At 55.9% G+C, this 19,056-nt stretch carries 15 protein-coding genes and 2 pseudogenes; 9 read left to right on the top strand and 8 right to left on the bottom strand.

Annotated features, from left to right (window positions below; translation table 11 throughout):
• Together OCA8868_RS08760 and OCA8868_RS08755 are read right to left on the bottom strand one after the other, a co-directional pair.
• Window positions 1–130: pseudogene (locus tag OCA8868_RS08760) on the bottom strand (transposase); the annotation flags it as partial.
• Between the two features lie 152 nt (window positions 131–282).
• The gene (locus OCA8868_RS08755) at window positions 283–585 is read right to left on the bottom strand and encodes a winged helix-turn-helix transcriptional regulator (RefSeq protein WP_245848139.1); all 303 of its coding nucleotides are present in this window, start codon (window positions 583–585) and stop codon (window positions 283–285) included.
• A 191-nt stretch (window positions 586–776) separates the two neighbouring features.
• On the opposite strand from OCA8868_RS08755, the gene gstA reads away from it, so the two are divergent.
• From gstA to OCA8868_RS08735, 4 genes are read left to right on the top strand one after another with little or no spacing between them, the layout of a single operon-like run.
• A complete protein-coding gene (gstA, locus tag OCA8868_RS08750) occupies window positions 777–1,385 on the top strand; it encodes a glutathione transferase GstA (protein WP_093996155.1) in 609 nt (202 codons plus the stop codon).
• On the top strand, window positions 1,385–1,765 hold the full coding sequence (locus tag OCA8868_RS08745) for a nuclear transport factor 2 family protein (RefSeq protein ID WP_093996154.1): 381 nt from the start codon (window positions 1,385–1,387) through the stop codon (window positions 1,763–1,765). The genes gstA and OCA8868_RS08745 overlap by 1 nt, the downstream gene beginning before the upstream one ends.
• 3 nt (window positions 1,766–1,768) lie before the next feature.
• Window positions 1,769–1,990 (top strand): tautomerase family protein, encoded by a 222-nt coding sequence (locus OCA8868_RS08740; protein ID WP_093996153.1) that lies wholly within the window; start codon window positions 1,769–1,771, stop codon window positions 1,988–1,990.
• Window positions 1,987–2,949, top strand: coding sequence for an NAD(P)H-dependent flavin oxidoreductase (locus tag OCA8868_RS08735; RefSeq protein ID WP_093996152.1), 963 nt, complete (start codon window positions 1,987–1,989; stop codon window positions 2,947–2,949). The genes OCA8868_RS08740 and OCA8868_RS08735 overlap by 4 nt, the downstream gene beginning before the upstream one ends.
• 138 nt (window positions 2,950–3,087) lie before the next feature.
• On the opposite strand, the gene OCA8868_RS08730 is transcribed toward OCA8868_RS08735, so the two are convergent.
• On the bottom strand, window positions 3,088–3,906 hold the full coding sequence (locus tag OCA8868_RS08730; protein WP_093996221.1) for a sulfite exporter TauE/SafE family protein: 819 nt from the start codon (window positions 3,904–3,906) through the stop codon (window positions 3,088–3,090).
• Between the two features lie 54 nt (window positions 3,907–3,960).
• The gene (gene dusA / locus OCA8868_RS08725) at window positions 3,961–4,983 is read right to left on the bottom strand and encodes a tRNA dihydrouridine(20/20a) synthase DusA (RefSeq protein ID WP_093996151.1); all 1,023 of its coding nucleotides are present in this window, start codon (window positions 4,981–4,983) and stop codon (window positions 3,961–3,963) included.
• Between the two features lie 78 nt (window positions 4,984–5,061).
• On the opposite strand from dusA, the gene OCA8868_RS16665 reads away from it, so the two are divergent.
• Both OCA8868_RS16665 and OCA8868_RS08715 read left to right on the top strand, forming a co-directional pair.
• Window positions 5,062–5,235, top strand: a complete 174-nt coding sequence (locus OCA8868_RS16665; RefSeq protein ID WP_179214818.1) for a hypothetical protein — start codon at window positions 5,062–5,064, stop codon at window positions 5,233–5,235.
• Between the two features lie 382 nt (window positions 5,236–5,617).
• Window positions 5,618–6,049 carry a GFA family protein gene (locus tag OCA8868_RS08715; RefSeq protein WP_179214817.1) on the top strand — a complete coding sequence of 144 codons (432 nt, stop codon included), beginning with the start codon at window positions 5,618–5,620 and terminating at the stop codon, window positions 6,047–6,049.
• A gap of 176 nt (window positions 6,050–6,225) precedes the next feature.
• On the opposite strand, the gene OCA8868_RS08710 is transcribed toward OCA8868_RS08715, so the two are convergent.
• The gene (locus OCA8868_RS08710; protein WP_093996148.1) at window positions 6,226–13,185 is read right to left on the bottom strand and encodes an Ig-like domain-containing protein; all 6,960 of its coding nucleotides are present in this window, start codon (window positions 13,183–13,185) and stop codon (window positions 6,226–6,228) included.
• Between the two features lie 133 nt (window positions 13,186–13,318).
• Here OCA8868_RS08710 and OCA8868_RS08705 point away from each other — a divergent pair, with 133 nt between their 5' ends.
• Both OCA8868_RS08705 and OCA8868_RS08700 read left to right on the top strand, forming a co-directional pair.
• Window positions 13,319–13,957: a LuxR C-terminal-related transcriptional regulator gene (locus tag OCA8868_RS08705; RefSeq protein ID WP_093996220.1), complete on the top strand. Its 639-nt coding sequence runs from the start codon at window positions 13,319–13,321 to the stop codon at window positions 13,955–13,957.
• Window positions 13,954–15,777, top strand: a complete 1,824-nt coding sequence (locus OCA8868_RS08700; RefSeq protein ID WP_093996147.1) for an ATP-binding protein — start codon at window positions 13,954–13,956, stop codon at window positions 15,775–15,777. The genes OCA8868_RS08705 and OCA8868_RS08700 overlap by 4 nt, the downstream gene beginning before the upstream one ends.
• 361 nt (window positions 15,778–16,138) lie before the next feature.
• On the opposite strand, the gene OCA8868_RS08695 is transcribed toward OCA8868_RS08700, so the two are convergent.
• Window positions 16,139–16,429 (bottom strand): hypothetical protein, encoded by a 291-nt coding sequence (locus OCA8868_RS08695; protein ID WP_093996146.1) that lies wholly within the window; start codon window positions 16,427–16,429, stop codon window positions 16,139–16,141.
• Between OCA8868_RS08695 and OCA8868_RS08690 the strand changes: the two are divergent.
• Window positions 16,404–17,120: pseudogene (locus tag OCA8868_RS08690) on the top strand (phytanoyl-CoA dioxygenase family protein); the annotation flags it as partial. The gene OCA8868_RS08695 and the pseudogene OCA8868_RS08690 overlap by 26 nt on opposite strands.
• A 35-nt stretch (window positions 17,121–17,155) precedes the next feature.
• Here OCA8868_RS08690 and OCA8868_RS08685 read toward each other — a convergent pair.
• The gene (locus OCA8868_RS08685) at window positions 17,156–18,262 is read right to left on the bottom strand and encodes a Gfo/Idh/MocA family protein (RefSeq protein WP_093996144.1); all 1,107 of its coding nucleotides are present in this window, start codon (window positions 18,260–18,262) and stop codon (window positions 17,156–17,158) included.
• 3 nt (window positions 18,263–18,265) lie between these two features.
• Entirely contained in the window at window positions 18,266–18,976 is a 711-nt protein-coding gene (locus OCA8868_RS08680; protein WP_093996143.1) for a GntR family transcriptional regulator, read from the bottom strand.
• Window positions 18,977–19,056: the final 80 nt, after the last annotated feature.

Raw genomic sequence — 19,056 nt, 5'->3', positions numbered from 1 at the left:
CGAGGCGGCAGAACCAGCGATATGCGAGGTTCAGATGCACCTCTTCGCACAACCGGCGCTCTGACCGAATACCGAAGCAATAGCCCACCAGCAGCATCCGGATCAGCAGCTCAGGATCAATCGATGGCCTTCAAATCAAGAAGACTTTTTCAACAGAATTGGAGCAATTCGACCGATGCTGCGAACCGGATGAACGGCCACGTTCAAGAAACAGCGATCTCGTTGGCGGGCTGAGCATTCTGCAGAGCGCCAGAATTTTGGTGTTCACCGGTAACCACACTCTCAATGTTTTGACGAGTTCACAGTGGATCGCCGTGTCTTAAGTCTATGACCCACCTCAACAATTGCATCAAGAGCGGGGAGCAATTCTGTACCCAGTGCTGTCAATTCATATTCGGTTGACGGCGGAGAGGTCCTTCGTACATGGCGGACCAGCACCCCCTTTTTCTCAAGCTCACCTAACCTCGCCGACAACACTTTTGCCGAGATCGGCGGTATGTCGGCGCGCAGCTCACTGAAACGACGTGCCCCCCCGCGCAAAGACCAAATGACATTGGGTGCCCACGCACCGGAAATCACGGCCATGCATTCGGTCAGCATGCATGGTTCAGGCGGTTCCGTGCTTTTGTTCTTTCGCATTTTCAGCGGCATTTTTTGTAACCTGGTTTCTGTGGAGTAACGCATTTCTTTGAGTAACCAACGGTTACCTAATTGCTATGTGAAACTCAAGATGCCATCTCAACCGCGTAACCCAAAGGCTTTCAGAAAGGTCAAAAATGAAACTGTTCTATAAGGCGGGCGCTTGTTCGCTCGCAAGCCACATTGCATTGATCGAAACCGGCATTCCGTTTGAAATCGAAGCCGTCGATGACACCGCGGGGCTTACCGCAAAAGGTTCCGACTATACGACAATCAACCCAAAGGGATATGTGCCCGCGCTACAATTTGATGATGGTGAAGTTCTAACAGAAGGGCCCGCGATCCTTCAGTTTCTGGCGGATGCACACCCCAATGCCGGGCTTATTCCTCCAGTTGGAACGATGGACCGCGCGCGGGTGATAGAACAGCTCGTGTTCGTGTCTTCGGAACTGCATAAAGCCTTTTCCGCGTTGTTTCGGGACGGTGCCAGCGAAACCGAAACCGCCCAAGCCCGCGCGGCAGTGAAGCAAAAATTCAATGTTGTTGAGGAATTTCTATCAGACGGTCGGCAGACATTGGTCAACGGGCAATTTACTGTTGCCGACGCCTATCTTTTCGTCGTGGCGAACTGGGCAAATTTCAAAGACATCGACCTTCAGAATTGGCCGCACCTTGCTGGCTTTGTAACGCGTGTCTCTGAACGCCCAGCGGTCCAGCAGGCCCTGCGTGCAGAAGGCTTGTTGTGATGACACCGCAAGATTTTTCAGAGGTCAGCAGCCTGATGCAATCTTACTTTGACGGTCTGTACCACGCAGATAGCGACCGCCTACGAGAGGTCTTTCACCCCAAACTCGCGTATATCTGTGCGACAGAAGGCGACGAGCTTTACCTTGATCTGGATACCTACATGGCGCGGATCGATCAACGTGAAGCTCCGGCCAAGCGGAACGAGCCGCGAAAGGACACAATTTTGGAAATTAGCTTTGGCAGCGCACGTCTTGCCCACGTCACGGCACGGATGACAATGATGGGCCGCGACTATCTGGATCACCTGACCCTTGTCCGGCATGGCAGCGAATGGCGGGTCGTCACCAAGGCGTTCGCATACTTACCTCAGGAGGATTGACCCATGCCCTACGTGAATATCAAAATTACGCGCGAAGGTGGCCCAGATGGCCTAGGCCCCAGTGCAGAGGAGAAAGCATGCCTCATCGCAGGTGTTACCGATCTTTTGCAAGACGTCTTGGGCAAAAAGCCAGCGACAACATTTGTGGTGATTGACGAAGTCGATCTGGAAAATTGGGGCATCGGCGGATTGCCGGTAGAGGAATACCGGAAGGCCATTTCATGAAAACGCGCCTGACTGACGTTCTTGATCTGAAATATCCCATTATCCAAGCACCAATGGCGTTTGCCGCTGGCGGTGCGCTTGCAGCTGCTACATCTCATAGTGGCGCACTCGGTATGATCGGTGGTGGCTACGGCGACCTCGATTGGATAGATGCACAGTTCGAAGTTGCCGGTCAGGCGCACATTGGATGCGGCCTTATTACTTGGGCATTGGCAGACCGCCCTTGGATCTTAAGACACGTTATAAAACGCAATCCTAAGGCCATATATTTGTCCTTCGGCGACCCGGCACCATATGCCGAAGACATTTTGAACGCTGGTATCCCTCTGATTTGCCAAGTGCAGACATGGAAAGATGCCCGTCGTGCGATTGAAGTCGGCGCAAATGTCGTTGTGGCACAGGGAAGCGAGGCGGGTGGACACGGTGAAAACCGTGGGACAATGACCTTGGTTCCAGAAGTCTTTGACGAGATCGCAAAACAGAATTCTAATGTTGCACTGGTTGCAGCAGGCGGCATCGCAGACGGTCGTGGTTTGGCCGCGTCTTTTGCATTGGGTGCTGATGGTGTCGTCGTCGGAACACGCTACTGGGCGTCCAAAGAGGCGCTGGTTCATCCTCGTATTTTAGCAAACGCGTTAGCTGCAAATGGTGACGACACGTTACGTACCCGCGTTCTCGACATTGTCCGAGATTATGATTGGCCAAGGCGCTACACGGCGCGGGCTCAGAGAAATGCGTTTCTTAATACTTGGCACGGTTCGGAGACTGATTTGCTTGAAGATCTTGAGGTTCAGAAAGAAATCTGGGCTGACGCGCAACAACGCGGCGACACAGCAACGGTTGCAGCGTTTGCAGGAGAAGGACTTGGCTTGATCGACAGCGCACCAAGCGCGCAAGACATCGCTGGAAACATCATTGAGCAGGCCTCATCCATCTTGGTGCCGAAGTTCAAAGTTTGAGAGCTACACCCACCCTACGACGGGAGTTAGATTACTGGTCCGTAGATACTATTCTTCAAACCAAGCAGTCTTCAAGAAGCAATCATTGGCGCAACTGCAGCGATAAGGCGTAACGTCCCACACAGCGGACTTTCCTACCTAAGCTCCCAAAACCTTGCGCAACATATTCAGCGCCACAAGTATCAAGAAAAACCCGAACACTCGCTTTAATGGCTTAGGGTCCATCCGGTGCGCTAGTGCTGCGCCCCAAGGCGCCGTGATCAGCGTCATACACACCACCACCCCAAACGCACCGAAGTTCACAGCGCCCACAGTCAACGGCGGCGCAACCTCAATATCTGCAAACAGGAACCCGATGACTGCAGGCAGCGCGATAATCACGCCGTAACCCGACGCCGTTGCGACTGCGCGGTGGATCGGCACGCCAAACAATGTCATCGTCGGCACCCCAAAGCTGCCGCCTCCGATCCCCATCAAAACCGACAGAAACCCAATGATCGGAGACCCTATCGCACGGAACGCTCCCTTAGGCATCTCGTCCCCCAGCCGCCAATCAGACTTGCCGAACGCCATGTAAAGGCCGATGCAAACGCCCAAACCGCCGAACAAGGCCTGCAAAACAACGGACTGCAACCGCGTCGCCACCGCCACGCCAATGATCGCTCCAATGACAATACCAACCCCCCAGCCGCGCAGGATTTCCCATTCTACAGCGCGTTTTTTACTGTGCGAATTCAAGGACCTCAGCGATGTCACAATGATCGTCGCCAATGATGTCGCCAAACAGATTTGCATCAATTGCGGGCTGTCATAACCAAGCGCCGAGAAGGCGTAAAAGAACGCAGGCACCAAGACGATACCGCCTCCAACGCCAAGCAATCCGGCCAAAACGCCAGCAAACGCGCCGATCACCATTAGCAATCCGACAAGCGGTAAAAGAATAGACATTTCAGGCATAAGGCGCTCCAAGTGTTGCGCCAACATTGCGCATGTGCGCGGCGGCAACAACCCTTATGCGGCTGTACGTTCCATCGCGGCCAACGCGTCCTCGATCGTGGACCAACCAGCGCCCCCTAGGTGGGCATTTTCAGACAAGTAACGCCGCCACTGGCGCGCACCGGGGCGCCCAGCAAACAGCCCTAACATCGGCTTAACAACAGGCATCAACTTCCCGCCCCCGCGCGTGGTGTCCGCCATATGCGCTTCAATATAGTCACGCATCTGCAAGACCACATCGACAGGCTCAGGCCCCATGTCCTCGCCCCAGACAACGGCGTCAGCCGCTTGCAGGATATCGGTCGGGTTGTGGTAGGCCGCCCGCCCGATCATCACCCCATCAAGGCCCGCATCCAGCAATTCCTTAGCATGTTCCAACGTCGATACCCCGCCATTGATGGAGATATGTAGATTCGGAAACAGCCCCTTCATCCGGTGCACCAGATCGTAATCCAGCAGAGGCACATCGCGGTTTTCTTTGGGTGACAGCCCCTGCAACCACGCCTTACGCGCATGGATCGTGACACGGGTAACACCTGCACCGACAATGCGTGCCAAAAACTCGGGCAGCACCTCCTCCGGGTCCTGATCATCTACACCGATACGGCATTTTACCGTCACTTCAGCAGGTTGTGCGGCAATCATCGCAGCGCAACATTCCGCCACCAACGCGGGCTGCTTCATCAACACAGCCCCAAACGCGCCTGATTGCACCCGATCAGACGGGCACCCGCAGTTGAGGTTAACCTCAGGATATCCCGCATCGGCACCCATCTGCGCGGCCTTAGCCAGCTCAACCGGATCAGATCCACCAAGCTGCAACGCCACGGGCTGCTCACTCGGGTCAAACCGCAACAAATGCCGCGCATCCCCGCGCACCAATGCGGGCGACGTCACCATTTCAGTATAAAGCAGCGTGCGGCGCGACAGCAGACGATGCATGTAACGGCAATGGCGGTCCGTCCAGTCCATCATCGGTGCACAACTTAAACGTGCACTTTTGTGTATATTATATCTTTTATTTTCAGTCACTTGCATAGCCACACGTTAAGAGAAACTTGATTTGTCTAGTTAGTCGAAAATTGGACGGACAACAATAGACAGGGAAAAGCAACAATGGACACACGGTTTTTGCTGATGGCTCGATACGATGCCTTGCCCATCATTCACCGAGATTGGAAAATGTTGCGTCGCTATACCAACTTCAAACTGGAAGACTTGCATAAATTTCAAACCATCCATCAACCGTCGGAAGATGAGATTATTCGCAAGATCGTAAAGGGTGTATGACGTGTCCCGTTGCTCCTTGCCGCATCGGACACTTCGAACTCATTGCCGCCACTGAATGTGGTGCTGCATTGGGCTCTACGTCGGCGAAAACGCGACCGTAACGGCCCAAACCTGCTGTTGGCCAAAGGATCAAGTTGCCGCAATTGCAGCCCGCATTGCCGACATTCGCTGCGGCCGCGAAATCCGATGGTACACGAACTCACAGATTGCGGGACAAAGAGGCCATTTGCTGCGGTCGCACCAATGGCTGCTTCCACGAAAACTACCATTCAACAAACGACAGTTTTATGGCATGCCCCCGTTTGCTGGACAGCGAAGTTGCAGCGGTTGGTGAGGCAATCTACCATGTCATCGAAAGTGAACGTTCATGAAGGGCCGGAACATGACAATTCGTGGCGGCTGCCTGTGTAATGGTATTCAATTTGCGCTCCAAGGTGAGCTAAAAGATGTTGGAATGTGCCATTGCTCGCAATGTAGACGCGCTTCTGGCACAGCATTCGCTGCTTACACACGTGTTTCCTTGGATGGTTTCAAGTGGACGTCTGGCGAAGACATGACCGCCAAGTTTCAAACATCACCGGGTGTATATAGGCCCTTTTGCGGTCGATGCGGTTCGCCACTCGGGGCCGTCGTAGGGGATGGAAACAAGCTGGACTGGGTGGCTTTGGGCGCTGTGGTCGGCGATCCGATTGTTCGTCCCGAGGCCCATATTTTTGCCGGATCAAAAGCACCCTGGCATGAAATTACCGATGATCTACCTCTATTTGAGGATTGGCCTCCGACTACAAGTGAGTTTCACGGTCGGTTTAATTGAAGACACAAAATGGGCTTTCCTTAAAAAACGGCCCTTCGTGCTCAGCACAACATCGGTCATTCTGGGCTCGATTGCTGCCATTCGTACCCCGCGCAGCATTTCCAATTTCGCAATGACTGGGTCGCGGACAAAGTCACATTTCGCTGCACGCTGCACCAATGAACACTCTTGTGATTTTAGAATTCCCACTGGAACCCAATTTCGAGGCCGATAGCTTCAAACTCGGGTGCACCGATGCCGTCATATGATGCTCCGAGGTTGAGGCGGGCGCCGTTGTCAAACTGGGTTGAGCCGGAGAGTTCGAGCCTTGCGCGTCCCCCATTATAGCTTGTGACGACGGATTGGGCCGCGCCGGAGCCAGAAGTGGTTGAGTAGATTGCGGAGGCGCCACCGCCTAAAGTCCAGAGTTGGCCAAGAATGGTTGCAGGTGTTTCAAAATCGAGCCCCAATTCCAATTGCCCCAGTTCGATGCCCTGTTCAGGGATACGGTTCCCGAGGCTATCGGTATAAGCCAGTTGCGTATCGGTGGTGTAAGACCCGGCAAGGCTGGGGATCAGGGTTGTTTCCCCATATTCCAACTGCCCGGAAACCTTGAGCAGGGCCAACACTCGCCGGGTTTCAAAATTGTCGGTATATGTTCCGAACGGCTGGATGCGGTTGTGGCTCATTCCGGCGAGAAGACGCCCTTCAAAATAAAGCGGCTGGTTGGGAAGACGGGTGACGTAGTAAGGGCCAACCAGCCAACCGGTTCCTTCGATCTTTGATGCACCATCTGATTGCCCGACATGATCGAACTCAAACACCCCCCCCACCAGAGTGTTATCGTTGATCGCGCGATGCGATCCAAAAGCACCAAACAGATAATCGCTGTTGGCACTGCCGTCACTGGTTCTTGTGCCACTCAATTGGAACCAGACAGGCCATTCGGGGCGGGAATTGAAGTTGAATGATAACTGACCTCTGGTGACTCTTGTCTCAGTACTCCCCCCGGCACAGCTTTGCCTTAAGTGACAGGTCAGGTCGGGTTGATTAGTGACCAATTGATTGGCGCGGCCGGCCATGAACTGTGCGATTTGCCTTTGGGTTTTCTCGACTGTTTCGTTGCGTGCGATTACCAAAGAAGATGCGAGATTGCCGTTCCCGGCGCCATCCTGCGCAGCGTTTGCGGGCACTTGCATTGTGATATCCCCACGGCCTGTGGGCCTGATCCGCACAAAATACCTGGCACCCGATCCGCTCAAGGATATAGAGGTCGCATTCCCAAGGCTCAGGTCTTCTGCTTCGAACCCCGTCACAGGCTCTGAAAAGGTAATATTTGCCGCCAGGATTGCTTGATCGCTAAAGGTTTCTGGCAAGCCGGTGATTTCCACAGTGGGCGGTGTTCCGTCAAAAACAGCGCTTTGGGTGTTTGAGCGCGCGGCGTTCCTATTTCCGGCCGCATCTGAGAAGCTGCTGGTCGCGACGGTAACCGAGAGGGGGCCATTGCCCTGAGGCGTTAGCGTGACCGTGTAGGTATCGCCGCTCCCTGCAAAAACGGCAGCCGCATTGACCAGCACAAGATCATCAACGGCAAAGTCTGTGCTGGGTTCGCTAAGCGTAATGGTGGCAGTGAACACTCCGTTACTTGGCCCTGATAACGTGCTGATTGCGGCGCTTGGGCGCACCGTGTCTATGACAATAATCAACGTGTTGTCGGCATCTGCCCCGTCGGCATTGGCATTGCCTGTTGCGTCCGTGAAACGGCCGCTGGCCACATTTATTCTGCCTTCCGCGGAACTGTTTCTATCAGGCGTAAAGCTTGCGCCATAGCTTCTGCCTGATCCGCTGAAACCGCTTAATGTGCCTCCGGTAACCGCAACATCTGTTTCTTCAAAATCAGTCGCATTTGCGCTCAGCTTAAATGTAATGGTTGCGGTTTGGCCTGCGCGCAAAGTGGTCGTGTCTGCGGAAAGGGCAATTGTTGGTGGCGTGCCGTCTGTGACCACCACATCAAAATCTCTTGTAGCTTCATTGCCAGAGCCGTCGGTGGCGCGCACGGTGACTGTGGTTGTGCCAACGGGGAAATCATGCGGACTGGTGATTGGCTGGCTGTTTGCGAGCTCAAAGACAAGCGTGACGGAGGCACCAGAATTATCCGAGACGCCGGCGCTGAATGCAACGCTGGCACTGGCGACCCCGATGGGGACCGACACCGGTGCAGGCGCCGTTACGCTGATGACCGGAACTTCGTTATCCGTCACCGTGACGGTGAAACTCACCTGCGTGGCCGCATTTCCCGAAGCATCAGATACATCTGCGGTGACTGTGGTTGTGCCGATGGGGAACACCGTTCCCGAAGGATGGGATAGCGTGACACTGGCGCTGATATCGCCATCCACATCATCGCTGGCTGAGACACTATAGGTCACCGCTGCTGTGGCTTGCCCTGCGTCCGTGTTCATCGCAATATCTGCAGGCACGGTGATCACAGGTGGGGTGGTGTCTGGCGGGCGCGAAACGGTGATGGCGACAACCCCCGTCGCAGTACCGGCGCCATCGGTGAGGGTGTATTCAAACCCGTCCGTACCCGCAAATCCCGCATTCGGAGTATAGCTAAAGCTGCCGTCCGAACGAAGGGACAGGGTTCCGTCTGCCACATCCCGTGCCAGCAAAACGCTGAGCGGATCGGGGTTACTATCCGGGTCGGCATCTGCGCCTGCGCCATTGTCATCCAGCACATTGCCGTTCAGCGCTGCGCCCCCGAAAACAGAAAAGCTGTCATTTCGGGCAACCGGGGCAGTGTTCGGGGTGTTGGGCACGGCATGGATGGTGATTGTCACGGTTGCAGTGTTGGACTGCAGGCTGTCGGGGTCCGTGACCCGGTAGGTGAAACTTGCGCTGTCCTGTGGGCTTCCCGGCGTATTGTTGGCAAAGGCGTAAGTAAAGCTGCCGTCAGGGTTCAGGGACAGAACGGCTCCGGCGGGCCCACCGGAGGGGCCGGACACCAGAACCGCAATCAGCCCGGTGCTGCCGCTGGCATCCGGGTCACTGTCCGGGATCTGATCGGCGATGACATTACCGGCAAGCGTTACACTCGGTCCGCCTGCATTGGTTCCGGCAACAACATATCTGTTGTCGGTCGCAACAGGCGGCAACAGGGTTGAGGCATTGACCACCACGTCAAAGCTCTCGGTGACCGCATTGCCGGCGTTGTCAGTGGCACGCACGGTGACAGCGGTTGTGCCAATGGGGAAATCATGCGGGCTGGTGATAGGCTGGCTGTTGGCGAGTTCAAAGACAAGCGTAACAGGATCGCCGGAATTGTCCGTGGCTGAGGCCGTAAAGCTGACGCTTGCAGTCGACGCCCCGAAAGCAGCCGTGACTGGTGTGGGCGGCGTTACACTTATCACCGGGGCCTCATTATCTGTGACGGTGACTGTGAAACTGACCTGTTTGGCCACATTGCCGACCGCATCTACTGCATCCATCGTGACCACCGCATCGCCGATCGGGAAATCAAACGGCCCGCTCAGCACGCTCGCACCCACGCGGTAGGTGATCGCAGGAACCGAGCCGCTATCATCCGTTACCGACCCCAGACCCGTCACATCCAGCCGCGCAAACGCCTGACCAGCATCCGTGTTCGCGGTTTGGTTTGATGGGGCCGTCAAAACGGGCGCTTCGGTATCAGGCGCAGCAACGACAATCGGTGTGAGACGAGAAAACACCTTTGGAAAATCTCCCAGCACGGAATCGGTGAAGTCTGTGAACCCCGTCACTGGATAGCTTGACACTGGAACTGTGCCATCCACTTGAACCTGACCGGTGGCAGTGCATGTACTGTTTGCCGGCACAGTAACTCCGCTCGCAATAAAGCCCATTGCACCGCCAGGTGCTGCTGCAGGACCGCCAGTGCACCCGCCATTGAAACCCGAAAAGCTGACACTCATTCCGGTCGGTGTAACAAACGGCACCGAAGGTGTCCCCAACCCAACCGCCATGTCGGCATTCGTCACATCAACACCATTGGGGTTGCTGACGGTCACCACATAATCCACAGGCGATCCAACTCGTAGCGGACCGCCATCAATATGCGTGCTCATTTCCAAGGGTACCAGGCCGGTAGTTGGCCCAACAACAGTGAATGTTCCCTGTGCTGCTGAAAGGACCTCGTCCTGGGTGTTAGCTATCCTGATTGCTCGTGTGGGAATTGAATATGTTCCGGGGGCCAGTCCCGCTGCGACGGCATCAGGGATATCGAATGCCGCGCTAAAGGTGCAGGTGAACCCCGGCGTTAGTTCTAGGTTCGCGAGATTAAAACCACTACCTTGACGCACTGAAGTGACACTATGAAGGAGAGTACCAGTGCCACACATCGAAGTCGGCAATGACGGGTGATCAAAAAATATTCCTTGTTGGGCTAAGGTTGAGGGCGCGACGTGATCAATATCGTGCCCAAACACGGCATTGCTAAGCGGCGGTGCGTTTGTTGGTATGCTGATCGTATAGGTGATTGTCCGCCGTGCGTTCGCAGGCGCAGAAGCGGGTGTCACCTGCATATCTAACGTGGCGCCGGTCAAGAACGGGGTGACCACAACCCACCGCGTCACAACCAGCGGAGAGGTCAAGGTCTGACCCGCCGCAACAGTTATGACCTGACTGGTTCTTGAATAGATTTGCTTGGCTGGCGTCGTGTTCGGTACATCTACGGTCACATCAAAACTGCATTCAGTGCCTGCCTCTAAGGTTCCACCAACCAGTTCGAAAACCCCGCTTCCGCTTGTCACATTCAGCGAAGATCCCGCCCCGCAAGGGTCGGTTGTGTTGGTGTTCGCCAGATCAACGGTCACCCCCGGTGCTTCAAAGGCCGTATTGTGGCTGAAACCAATACTTTGGGCCGGGTTCACATTCGCGGGCAAAGTGAGCGTATATCGAAAGGTCCGCGGCTCCCCGGCCCGGGCATGTTCCGGCAAAATTTGAAGGGCAAGCGTGGCCGGTTCTGAAGGCAGAGGAGGAACGGCGACGGTTAAAGTTGAACTGGCGGCGGGGCTGGTGAACGTCGTGGCACCAATCACCGTGCGCAGGGAGCTGGTGCGTTGTTCATAGTTGCCCGGAGCGACGCCAGCGGTCAGGATTGGCACGTCGAACGTGCAGCTTGCGCCCGGTGCAACTTTACCACCCAGCAACTGGTATTGTGACGCCGACCCATATGACACGAAAGAGGATCCCGCCCCGCAAGGGTTGGAAGGCACATTCGACGTATCAAACATCACCTCTGGTACAAAGAACGCAACATCATGGTCAAATTCGATCCGGTCGGGTTGAGGCCCACTTGCAGGAAGGTTGACCGTATAGCGGATGCTGCGCGCCGCCCCTGCGACGGCTGAGGCTGGGATCAACTGCATGGCAAGGGTGGCGGCATCAGGTGAGGTGACGCTCCATGGTGCTGTGGCAGCGGGGGACGTCAGGGGCACCTCACTTACCGTGCTTCTCACCGGGCTGGTGAGCTGGGTATAGCTTCCCGGGGCCAGACCAACAGGCACATTGATCGCCACTTCAAAACTACAGCTTTGCCCGGGCAAAAGCCGACCATTGTTCAATGTGAAAAAGCCCGCGCCGCCTGCTGACGTAATGGACGATCCCGCCCCACACGGGTTGAGCGGCAAGCTGCCGGTATCCAGTGTCACCCCTGCCGCCAGATGTGCCGTATTGTGGTCAAAACTGATGTTACCGGGGGTGGGCAGGCCCGCGGGCAGTGATATGTTGTAGCGGATCCTGCGCTGGACACCGCCCAAAGCATCGGGCGGGTTCACCTGCATCGTCATGGTGGCGGGCCGCAGGTTTTCATTGGAACCGGCGACGGTGAAATGCTGTACTGGCGGGGTGCTATCTACATGAATGACTCCGCCCAGAGACCCACCAATCGGGCCGGTGATCAGGCTATAGTTGGTCCGATACGCGGGCGTCGGGACCTTTACAGACATGCGGATCTGGCAAAATCCGCCGTTTGAGACATCAATGCTACGAATATGGCGCAAGGTTGCGGACACGACCGTGGATGTTGCCGGACCGCAATTGGTGAATTGCGGTTCCTGCACGATGGTCAGCCCCGGCGCGAAGGCAACGGGATCGAAATCAAAGCTGCCATTGGTATGGCCCGAGTTTATATACGGGCTGGCATAGCGAAACCCGATCTCCATCACCGCGCCGTTTTGCACGATATCCGGGGTGTCGATGGACAGGATAGGCAACTGGCCTGAGAGTTTGGTCAAATTCCGGGCTTGGGCGGGCAGCGCGCGCTGCTCTCCATTTACTGTTATCGTCAACGGCGAAGTCAGGAAATTCACCGTACCACCGGTTAAATTGCCCAAAGCCCCGATCCCAAAATCAAAATTGCAACTGCTCGCCCCCGCAAGGGTCAACCCCCGAAACCGCACGATCGTACCATCGGACCTTGCGGTGGAACCGGGGCCGCAGAACCCATCGGCGGGCAATTGCGCTGGAAAAAGGCCGGGATCAATCAAACCGGGGCCAATGTCAAACGAACCATTGCCCAAACCTTCTAATAGCGTATTGGCATGGACCGCGAATCGTACGGGCTGAATTTGTCCCGGTGCGATTTGGGATCCGTTGGGAAAGGTCATCGACCAGTCAGCTGTTGCTTGTCCGCCGAAAAGTGGTCCGGAAACAATAACAGGGCCAACTGTAAACAATTCGGTACCGGCACCTCCCGATGCAGTAAATTCCACTCCGTTACGCCCAAGTTGCGCTGAGAAAACGCATGACACCCCAATCTGACAACGGGTCGCCGTCGCACAATTTGGTCCATTGCACCGAACTGGCACTATGTTAGTGCCAAATTTTGTAATGAGGAGAATAGCTTCGGATGTAAGGCCAGCATAACGCACGCCGATCCGAAAATCCCCCGAAGAAGACAAGCTGTTAACTTGCCAATAGTCGACGCCAGCAGACGGTAGTTGGGATTGGCAACCATTTGCAGTGATATTCACTACAGATCTGGTAATGGGTGACTGGCAAATCGCCTGCGCCTCGACAGGACGTGCGGAACCGACAGAAAGCCCCAAAACCACCACCAAAAGCATCGTGGCGCTGGCCATCCAGCGCTGTTGTGTTCGCAAACAGTTTTGGCGTGTCATCAAATGAGTCCTCCCAAATCGCTTACGTAAATTAACGAATGATGAGCGCGCGCATATGTGTGGATTCACACATGTGATATTGTCGCCACTCTGCTAGGCTGTGCTTGAATGGCGTTTCAAAGGAGGTTCCGAAGTGTCCGATACTCCCGTCCTGATCATCGAAGACCGTGCTGACATTGCCGCGCGGCTGGTTGATGCCGTGGGGGCGACCGATGGGGTCACACTGGTGGGTCATGCCATGACGCTGGATCAGGGGCTGAACATGCTCTTTGATCTGCGCCCCCGCGTGGTGCTGGTGGATATCGGCCTGCCCGACGGGTCAGGGATTGAAGCAGTGCGCGCCTGCGTTCAGGCGGACTGGCCGGTGGATGCCATGGTGGTGTCGATCTTTGGCGATGAGACCCGCGTGGTCGAGGCCATTCAGGCCGGGGCCAAGGGTTATATCCTCAAAGGCGGGGGGCTTGATCAGATTGGCGAGGATATCCTAACTGTACTGGAAGGCGGCAGCCCGATCAGCCCGTCGATTGCGCGCCATCTGCTGGCCATCGTGAAGGACGGCACAGTGACCACACCCGAGGCCTCGCCCCTGACCGAGCGCGAGACAGAAATCCTGCGCGCGGTGGCCCGTGGGTACAAACGTCAGGAGATTGCCGGGCAGTTGGGCATCAGCGCGGGCACCGTGGGCAATCACATCACCAATATCTACCGCAAGCTGGAAGTCGGTACAAATATGGAAGCCGTGGCACGTGCCTCGAAAATTGGTGTGTTGTGAACGGGCGTCTGGTGCGGGTTTCTTTTGGCATGATGGCCTGGGTTTTCGGGTTGGCGGTGCTGATCTATCTGCTGGATACTGGCCGTATCCGCCCGATCCCGGGCGCGCAGATGATCACGGAGCTGTCCATTTGCCACACGCAAGATTGCAGCACCGTCGCACCGCAGCACCTTCCCCTGTTCACGCCCATGGCCCCCAATGCCGGGACCCAAGCGCGTTACCTGCGCTTTGAGGTCGCCCAGCCCAACGCCCGGCCCAACGCTCCGGCAGAGCTTCGGGCGCTCTATCTCCCTAAAATTTCAGACAATATCGACCTTTGGGTCAACGGGCAGCTTGTGTTTGCTCATTCCCCGCCGAGGCGGCTGTGGAACACGCCCCTGCTGATCCCCTTGCCAGAGGCGACCTTGCAAGGCGAAACCCTTCAGTTCGACATAACCCTTTACGGAACTCCCAGCGAGGGGTTGGAACTGCAACCCTTTTACTATGCGCCGCTGCGGGTTCTGGCCCCCTATCAATCCTGGCGCCACTTCTGGGGGCCGGGGCTGGCCAGGTTTACCCTAGGGCTGATGATCGTACTGATGGCTGCATTGCTGGTGATATGGAGCTTTCGGCGAGGCGAGCGGGAATATCTGTGGCTTGGGCTCGCCTGTGCTACAGCAACCGGATTTCTGGCCCATTATGGCTATGGCTATTCGTTTGGCGGTTATAAACTGTGGACGGCTTTCTGGCTGACATGTGTGTCGATCTATGTCTTGCTGATCCTGAAGTTTTTGCAGGGTTTTCTGCAGCTTCCGCTCAGATGGCCCCAGATCACGCATGCAGTTGCACTGACTGGCCTTGGCGTTGTGATCCTGTTCAGCCCGTCAGGCTATGCTTTTAGTCTGTCGATCTGGGGCAATCTGCTGATCACGGTACCTTCGGGTTTTGTCGTGCTGATCATGTTATGGTTGAATCGTTCGCTGTTGACGCCATTGGATTTCTGCGTTTTCTTCGGCTGTCTCAGCACCGCGTTAGGCTTGGGCATCTACGAAGTCTGTCTGTTATACACCAGCGCACCCAGCCGCACGATGCATCTGTTCCAGCTGATGCCATTGGTCATGTCGCTGGCCTGTATCTGGCTGATCCTGTCACGCCTCATCCATTCTCTACACGGCTACGAAACCCTGACCGCCTCGCTCAACGACACGATTGAACTGAAATCTGCTGAGCTTGAGGAGAGCTTTGCCGAATTGGCCGAGGTGAAACGACGTGAAGCAATCGCCGAGGAACGCGACCGCATCATGTTGGACCTGCATGACGGGATCGGCGGGCAACTGGTCAGCACGCTAGCCTATATGGAAAGCAATAATACCGGCGACGGAAAAATCCGTCGCGCGTTGGAAGATGCATTGCGCGACCTCGCGCTGATGCTTGACAGCATGGAAAATCACGACAGCCTTGTAACACTGCTAGGTATGCTGCGCACAAGGCTGGAGGGGTTATTGTCAGAACATGGCATCGCATTTGACTGGCAGGTTCATGGCGAACCGGTTCTGCCCAATCCCGGCCCCTCGCAAAGCCTGCATCTGGCTCGAATTGTTCAGGAAGCCATCACCAATGTGATCAAACATGCCGGGGCCGATACCATCACAATCTACGTCAATGAACAGGAAATACGAATTTCCGACAACGGTAAGGGCTTTGATCCAGAGCAACAGGCAACATGCGAACACCCGGCAAACGGCATCGCCAATATGAAGCGACGAAGCACATCCATCGGGGCAGAGTTCAACCTGACAAGCGATACAACGGGAACTCACATCTCGTTGTTTCTCAAGTAACAGGGCAGAAAGGCCATAGCGGTCATTCATACAGGATGCAGCATTTGTGCCTTTGGGCTCCAGGCGGCCTTCCGCCCTGCGGCATGGTCTTTGCGCCAAAGGCCATGCCGACCGACGTGCCCGGCCCAGATGTATGTACCGGCTGCTGTTCGCAAGTGATTTCTCGCATGTTCTCGGGAATCACTCATATGTATCCGGCCTATTGATCGACACGCGGGTCGTGGCCTTTTTGGAGTTACGCTCGCACCGTGATCTCATTAGCGGACAGGTCGGTTATGACCTAATGGGCCTTAGATTCTGGGGGTGTAGTTTTCCGCTCCATGCTTTCGATCTATCGCGAACTCCTTTGGGCTGTTTCGGCTTAGACGCCGACAGCAACCTCATCTCTCCAGGCGTCGAACGCCGTTTTGCGTCTCAATATATTCCAAGCCATACGCGCCAGTTTATTGGCGAGAGCGGCGGCGGCCTTGTTTCGATGCATGCGCTCTGAAGCACGAGCCAACCAATCGCCAAAGCTGATGTCTGGCCAACGATGCGGCCGCATCATGATGATCTTAGCCGCCTGAACTTGGCTCAGCCTAACCTGCTGGGTGAAGCAGCCGGTACATCCCATTAGCGGATGGTGGTTACGCGCCGGAGTTGAGCGCAACATGGCTGAGCCCGGCCCCTACGCCGCTGAAAACCTGAAGTCGGATGAAAAAGGTCGCTTCTTTGATGACTATTGCAACTGGCAGCGCATCCCCGAGTTCGAAAGCGTCATTCGCGACAGCCCCGCGGCTGAAGTCGCCGCCGACCTGATGCAAAGCCAAACCGTGCAGCTGTTTCATGACCACGTGTTGGTCAAAGAACCGGGCACGTCAAAACCGACGCCGTGGCACAGCGATGGCCCCTATTATTTCGTTGAAGGTCAGCAAACCGTCAGCTTCTGGTCGCCGCTTGATCCGGTGACGGATGCGTCTTTGCGTTGCGTTGCTGGATCCCACAAATGGCCCAAGCCCGTCCTGCCGACCCGCTGGCTCGCCGAAACCGCGTTCTATCCAAACGAGGACGACTACATGCCCGTGCCGGACCCGGACGCGGAAGGCATGGAAATCTGCGAATATCCGATGGAGGCTGGCGACGCGGTTGCGTTCAATTACCATGTCTTGCACGGCGCACGCGGCAATGAAACCACCTCCCGCCGCCGCGCCTTTTCCCTGCGATTGCTTGGCGATGACGCGCGATACACCGAACGCCCCGGCCCCACTTCACCGCCCTTTCCGGGCCACGGCATGGTTCAAGGACAGAAATTGCGAACCGATTGGTTTCCGATCCTGAGGACCAGAGACGCCAAAATCTCATAGAGATTTTGAAACAGAAAATCCTAGATTTTCTGGCTCTACAACGAAACCGCCTGCCCCGTACGTGCACTTTCCTGCGCGGCCATGCCAATCGCGACGGCCTTGGCGCCATCCTCAAGCGTGACCTCAACAGCGCCCTGTCCGCGCACAACGGCGTTGAACCGTTGATGCTGGTAGAACGTCGATCCGTTGTGATCGCCCGCGTCCAGCAACGTCGGGTCCACAGGGATATCCATCGAAATCGGCCCTTGCGGTGCCCGTGGTGAAAATATCACCTGCGGGATTGGCGCCGGTCCGAGCTTTTCCGGCCAGAACCGCCCGGGTCCTGGAACCAAACATTCGATCTTGCCCTTCGGTCCGACGGCGCTGATCTCTTCTTGATAGCGCGACCCTTCGGCGAACATGCACAGCTCAAGCATGGCACGCGCGCCGCTGTCAAAATCAACGATCACATATCCATTGTCCCAAATGTCAGGCGTGCGCCCGTCGTAACATTCGTCCAAATGGTTCAGCGCCTGCCCCGCAGATGCCATAACCCGCACTGGTTCCGCCTTTAATATCAAACGCATAAGGTCAAAGAAATGGCAGCACTTCTCAACCAATGTGCCACCCGTGTTCTCGTTAAATCGGTTCCAGTCGCCAATTTTCTCTAAGAACGGAAAGCGGTGTTCGCGCACGGTGAGCATCGAAATCCCGCCCGTCGCCTGCTCTGCCTGCTCAATCAAAGCAGCCACTGGCGGCATATAGCGGTATTCCATCGCGACCCAAACCGGATGCGGATAGCCGTCAAACAAGGCATCTAACTTCGCTGCATCCGCAGGGTCGGTGTACAGTGGCTTTTCACACAGGATTGGCAAGGGCCGCTTGGCAACGATTTCATGCAATTGGGCGGCATGCAGGTAATTCGGGCTGACAATAACGATCGCGTCCAATTCAGGGTGCGCCAACAGATCGTCCAGCGTCTCGGCCACCGTGGCCTCTGGCCCCGTCCCGTCTTTACCCGCCAAAACCGCGCAATTTTGCGCCAGCTCCTGCACTGGATCAAACACCACCGTCACGCGACCATGGGGCAGCAAGTTGATATTCTGAATGTGCTCACGCGCCATCATTCCACAACCGATAATGCCGTAATTCACCATGTCCATGTGTCAGGTCTTCCCAAGTCTCGAAACGTAGTTGATCTGGTTCGGATCGAACCATGTTCTTGAATATTCTACAGTTTCACCGGTGTGCGACCGCCCTGTGCGTTCGATATATCCGGCAATCTCACCCGCCCGTAAACCAAATCGAGGATCAACCCAATTTGGAACAGATCCCACGTTGATCCTGTCTTCGGCGCTGGTGATAACAACGCCCAAGACCTCGGAATAATAAAGGTAAAGGGATTCAGACACCGCGTCCTCATCCACCACATCCGTCACCGCGCAATCCAGCCAGATTTCTTCCATCGCCGCCGGAATGCGATCCATGAATCGCAACCTGCGGAATCGAAACCCGTTCGGGCTGGAAAACCTGGCTTCACGCGGGGCCACCATTTGGTCAATTGACAGAACCTCAGCCGTGGGCAACCCACCGCCCTGCAACCGCTCAATACGTAAAAACGAATATATCGACGGCACATCCGCCCGCGCCCGCACGTAATTCCCAGACCCCTGAACCCGTTCCAGCAGGCTCTTTTCTACCAATAGATCCAGCGCTTTGCGCAGGGTTCCCACTGCGGTGTTCAACGTTTGGGACAGCTCTCGCTCAGGCGGCAGGCGTGCGCCATCCGCCAGCCTTCCGGCGGCAATATCGCGGATCAACATCTCTGCGATTTGAACGTATTTAGGCAGCGCCGTGGGGCGTTGACGGTCTGGCATTTGCGCCCCTCCCTAAAGTTGCGAAATAATTGATACAGTATTGATGCACTACGTTTGGGATGCTACGCAAGAGGAATACT

Source organism: Octadecabacter ascidiaceicola, assembly GCF_900185015.1.
Classification (GTDB): Bacteria; Pseudomonadota; Alphaproteobacteria; order Rhodobacterales; family Rhodobacteraceae; genus Octadecabacter; species Octadecabacter ascidiaceicola.
Note: the sequence above shows the minus strand (reverse complement) of the source record. Positions and strands in the feature narration are given on the sequence as shown.

Bases quoted from the DNA above. Each gene is read 5' to 3' on its own strand.
- OCA8868_RS08755 (WP_245848139.1), bottom strand. From the start codon at position 585: ATGGCCGTGATTTCCGGTGCGTGGGCACCCAATGTCATTTGGTCTTTG.
- gstA (WP_093996155.1), top strand. From the start codon at position 777: ATGAAACTGTTCTATAAGGCGGGCGCTTGTTCGCTCGCAAGCCACATT.
- OCA8868_RS08745 (WP_093996154.1), top strand. From the start codon at position 1,385: ATGACACCGCAAGATTTTTCAGAGGTCAGCAGCCTGATGCAATCTTAC.
- OCA8868_RS08740 (WP_093996153.1), top strand. From the start codon at position 1,769: ATGCCCTACGTGAATATCAAAATTACGCGCGAAGGTGGCCCAGATGGC.
- OCA8868_RS08735 (WP_093996152.1), top strand. From the start codon at position 1,987: ATGAAAACGCGCCTGACTGACGTTCTTGATCTGAAATATCCCATTATC.
- OCA8868_RS08730 (WP_093996221.1), bottom strand. From the start codon at position 3,906: ATGCCTGAAATGTCTATTCTTTTACCGCTTGTCGGATTGCTAATGGTG.
- dusA (WP_093996151.1), bottom strand. From the start codon at position 4,983: ATGCAAGTGACTGAAAATAAAAGATATAATATACACAAAAGTGCACGT.
- OCA8868_RS16665 (WP_179214818.1), top strand. From the start codon at position 5,062: ATGGACACACGGTTTTTGCTGATGGCTCGATACGATGCCTTGCCCATC.
- OCA8868_RS08715 (WP_179214817.1), top strand. From the start codon at position 5,618: ATGACAATTCGTGGCGGCTGCCTGTGTAATGGTATTCAATTTGCGCTC.
- OCA8868_RS08710 (WP_093996148.1), bottom strand. From the start codon at position 13,185: ATGACACGCCAAAACTGTTTGCGAACACAACAGCGCTGGATGGCCAGC.
- OCA8868_RS08695 (WP_093996146.1), bottom strand. From the start codon at position 16,429: ATGTTGCGCTCAACTCCGGCGCGTAACCACCATCCGCTAATGGGATGT.
- OCA8868_RS08685 (WP_093996144.1), bottom strand. From the start codon at position 18,262: ATGGACATGGTGAATTACGGCATTATCGGTTGTGGAATGATGGCGCGT.
- OCA8868_RS08680 (WP_093996143.1), bottom strand. From the start codon at position 18,976: ATGCCAGACCGTCAACGCCCCACGGCGCTGCCTAAATACGTTCAAATC.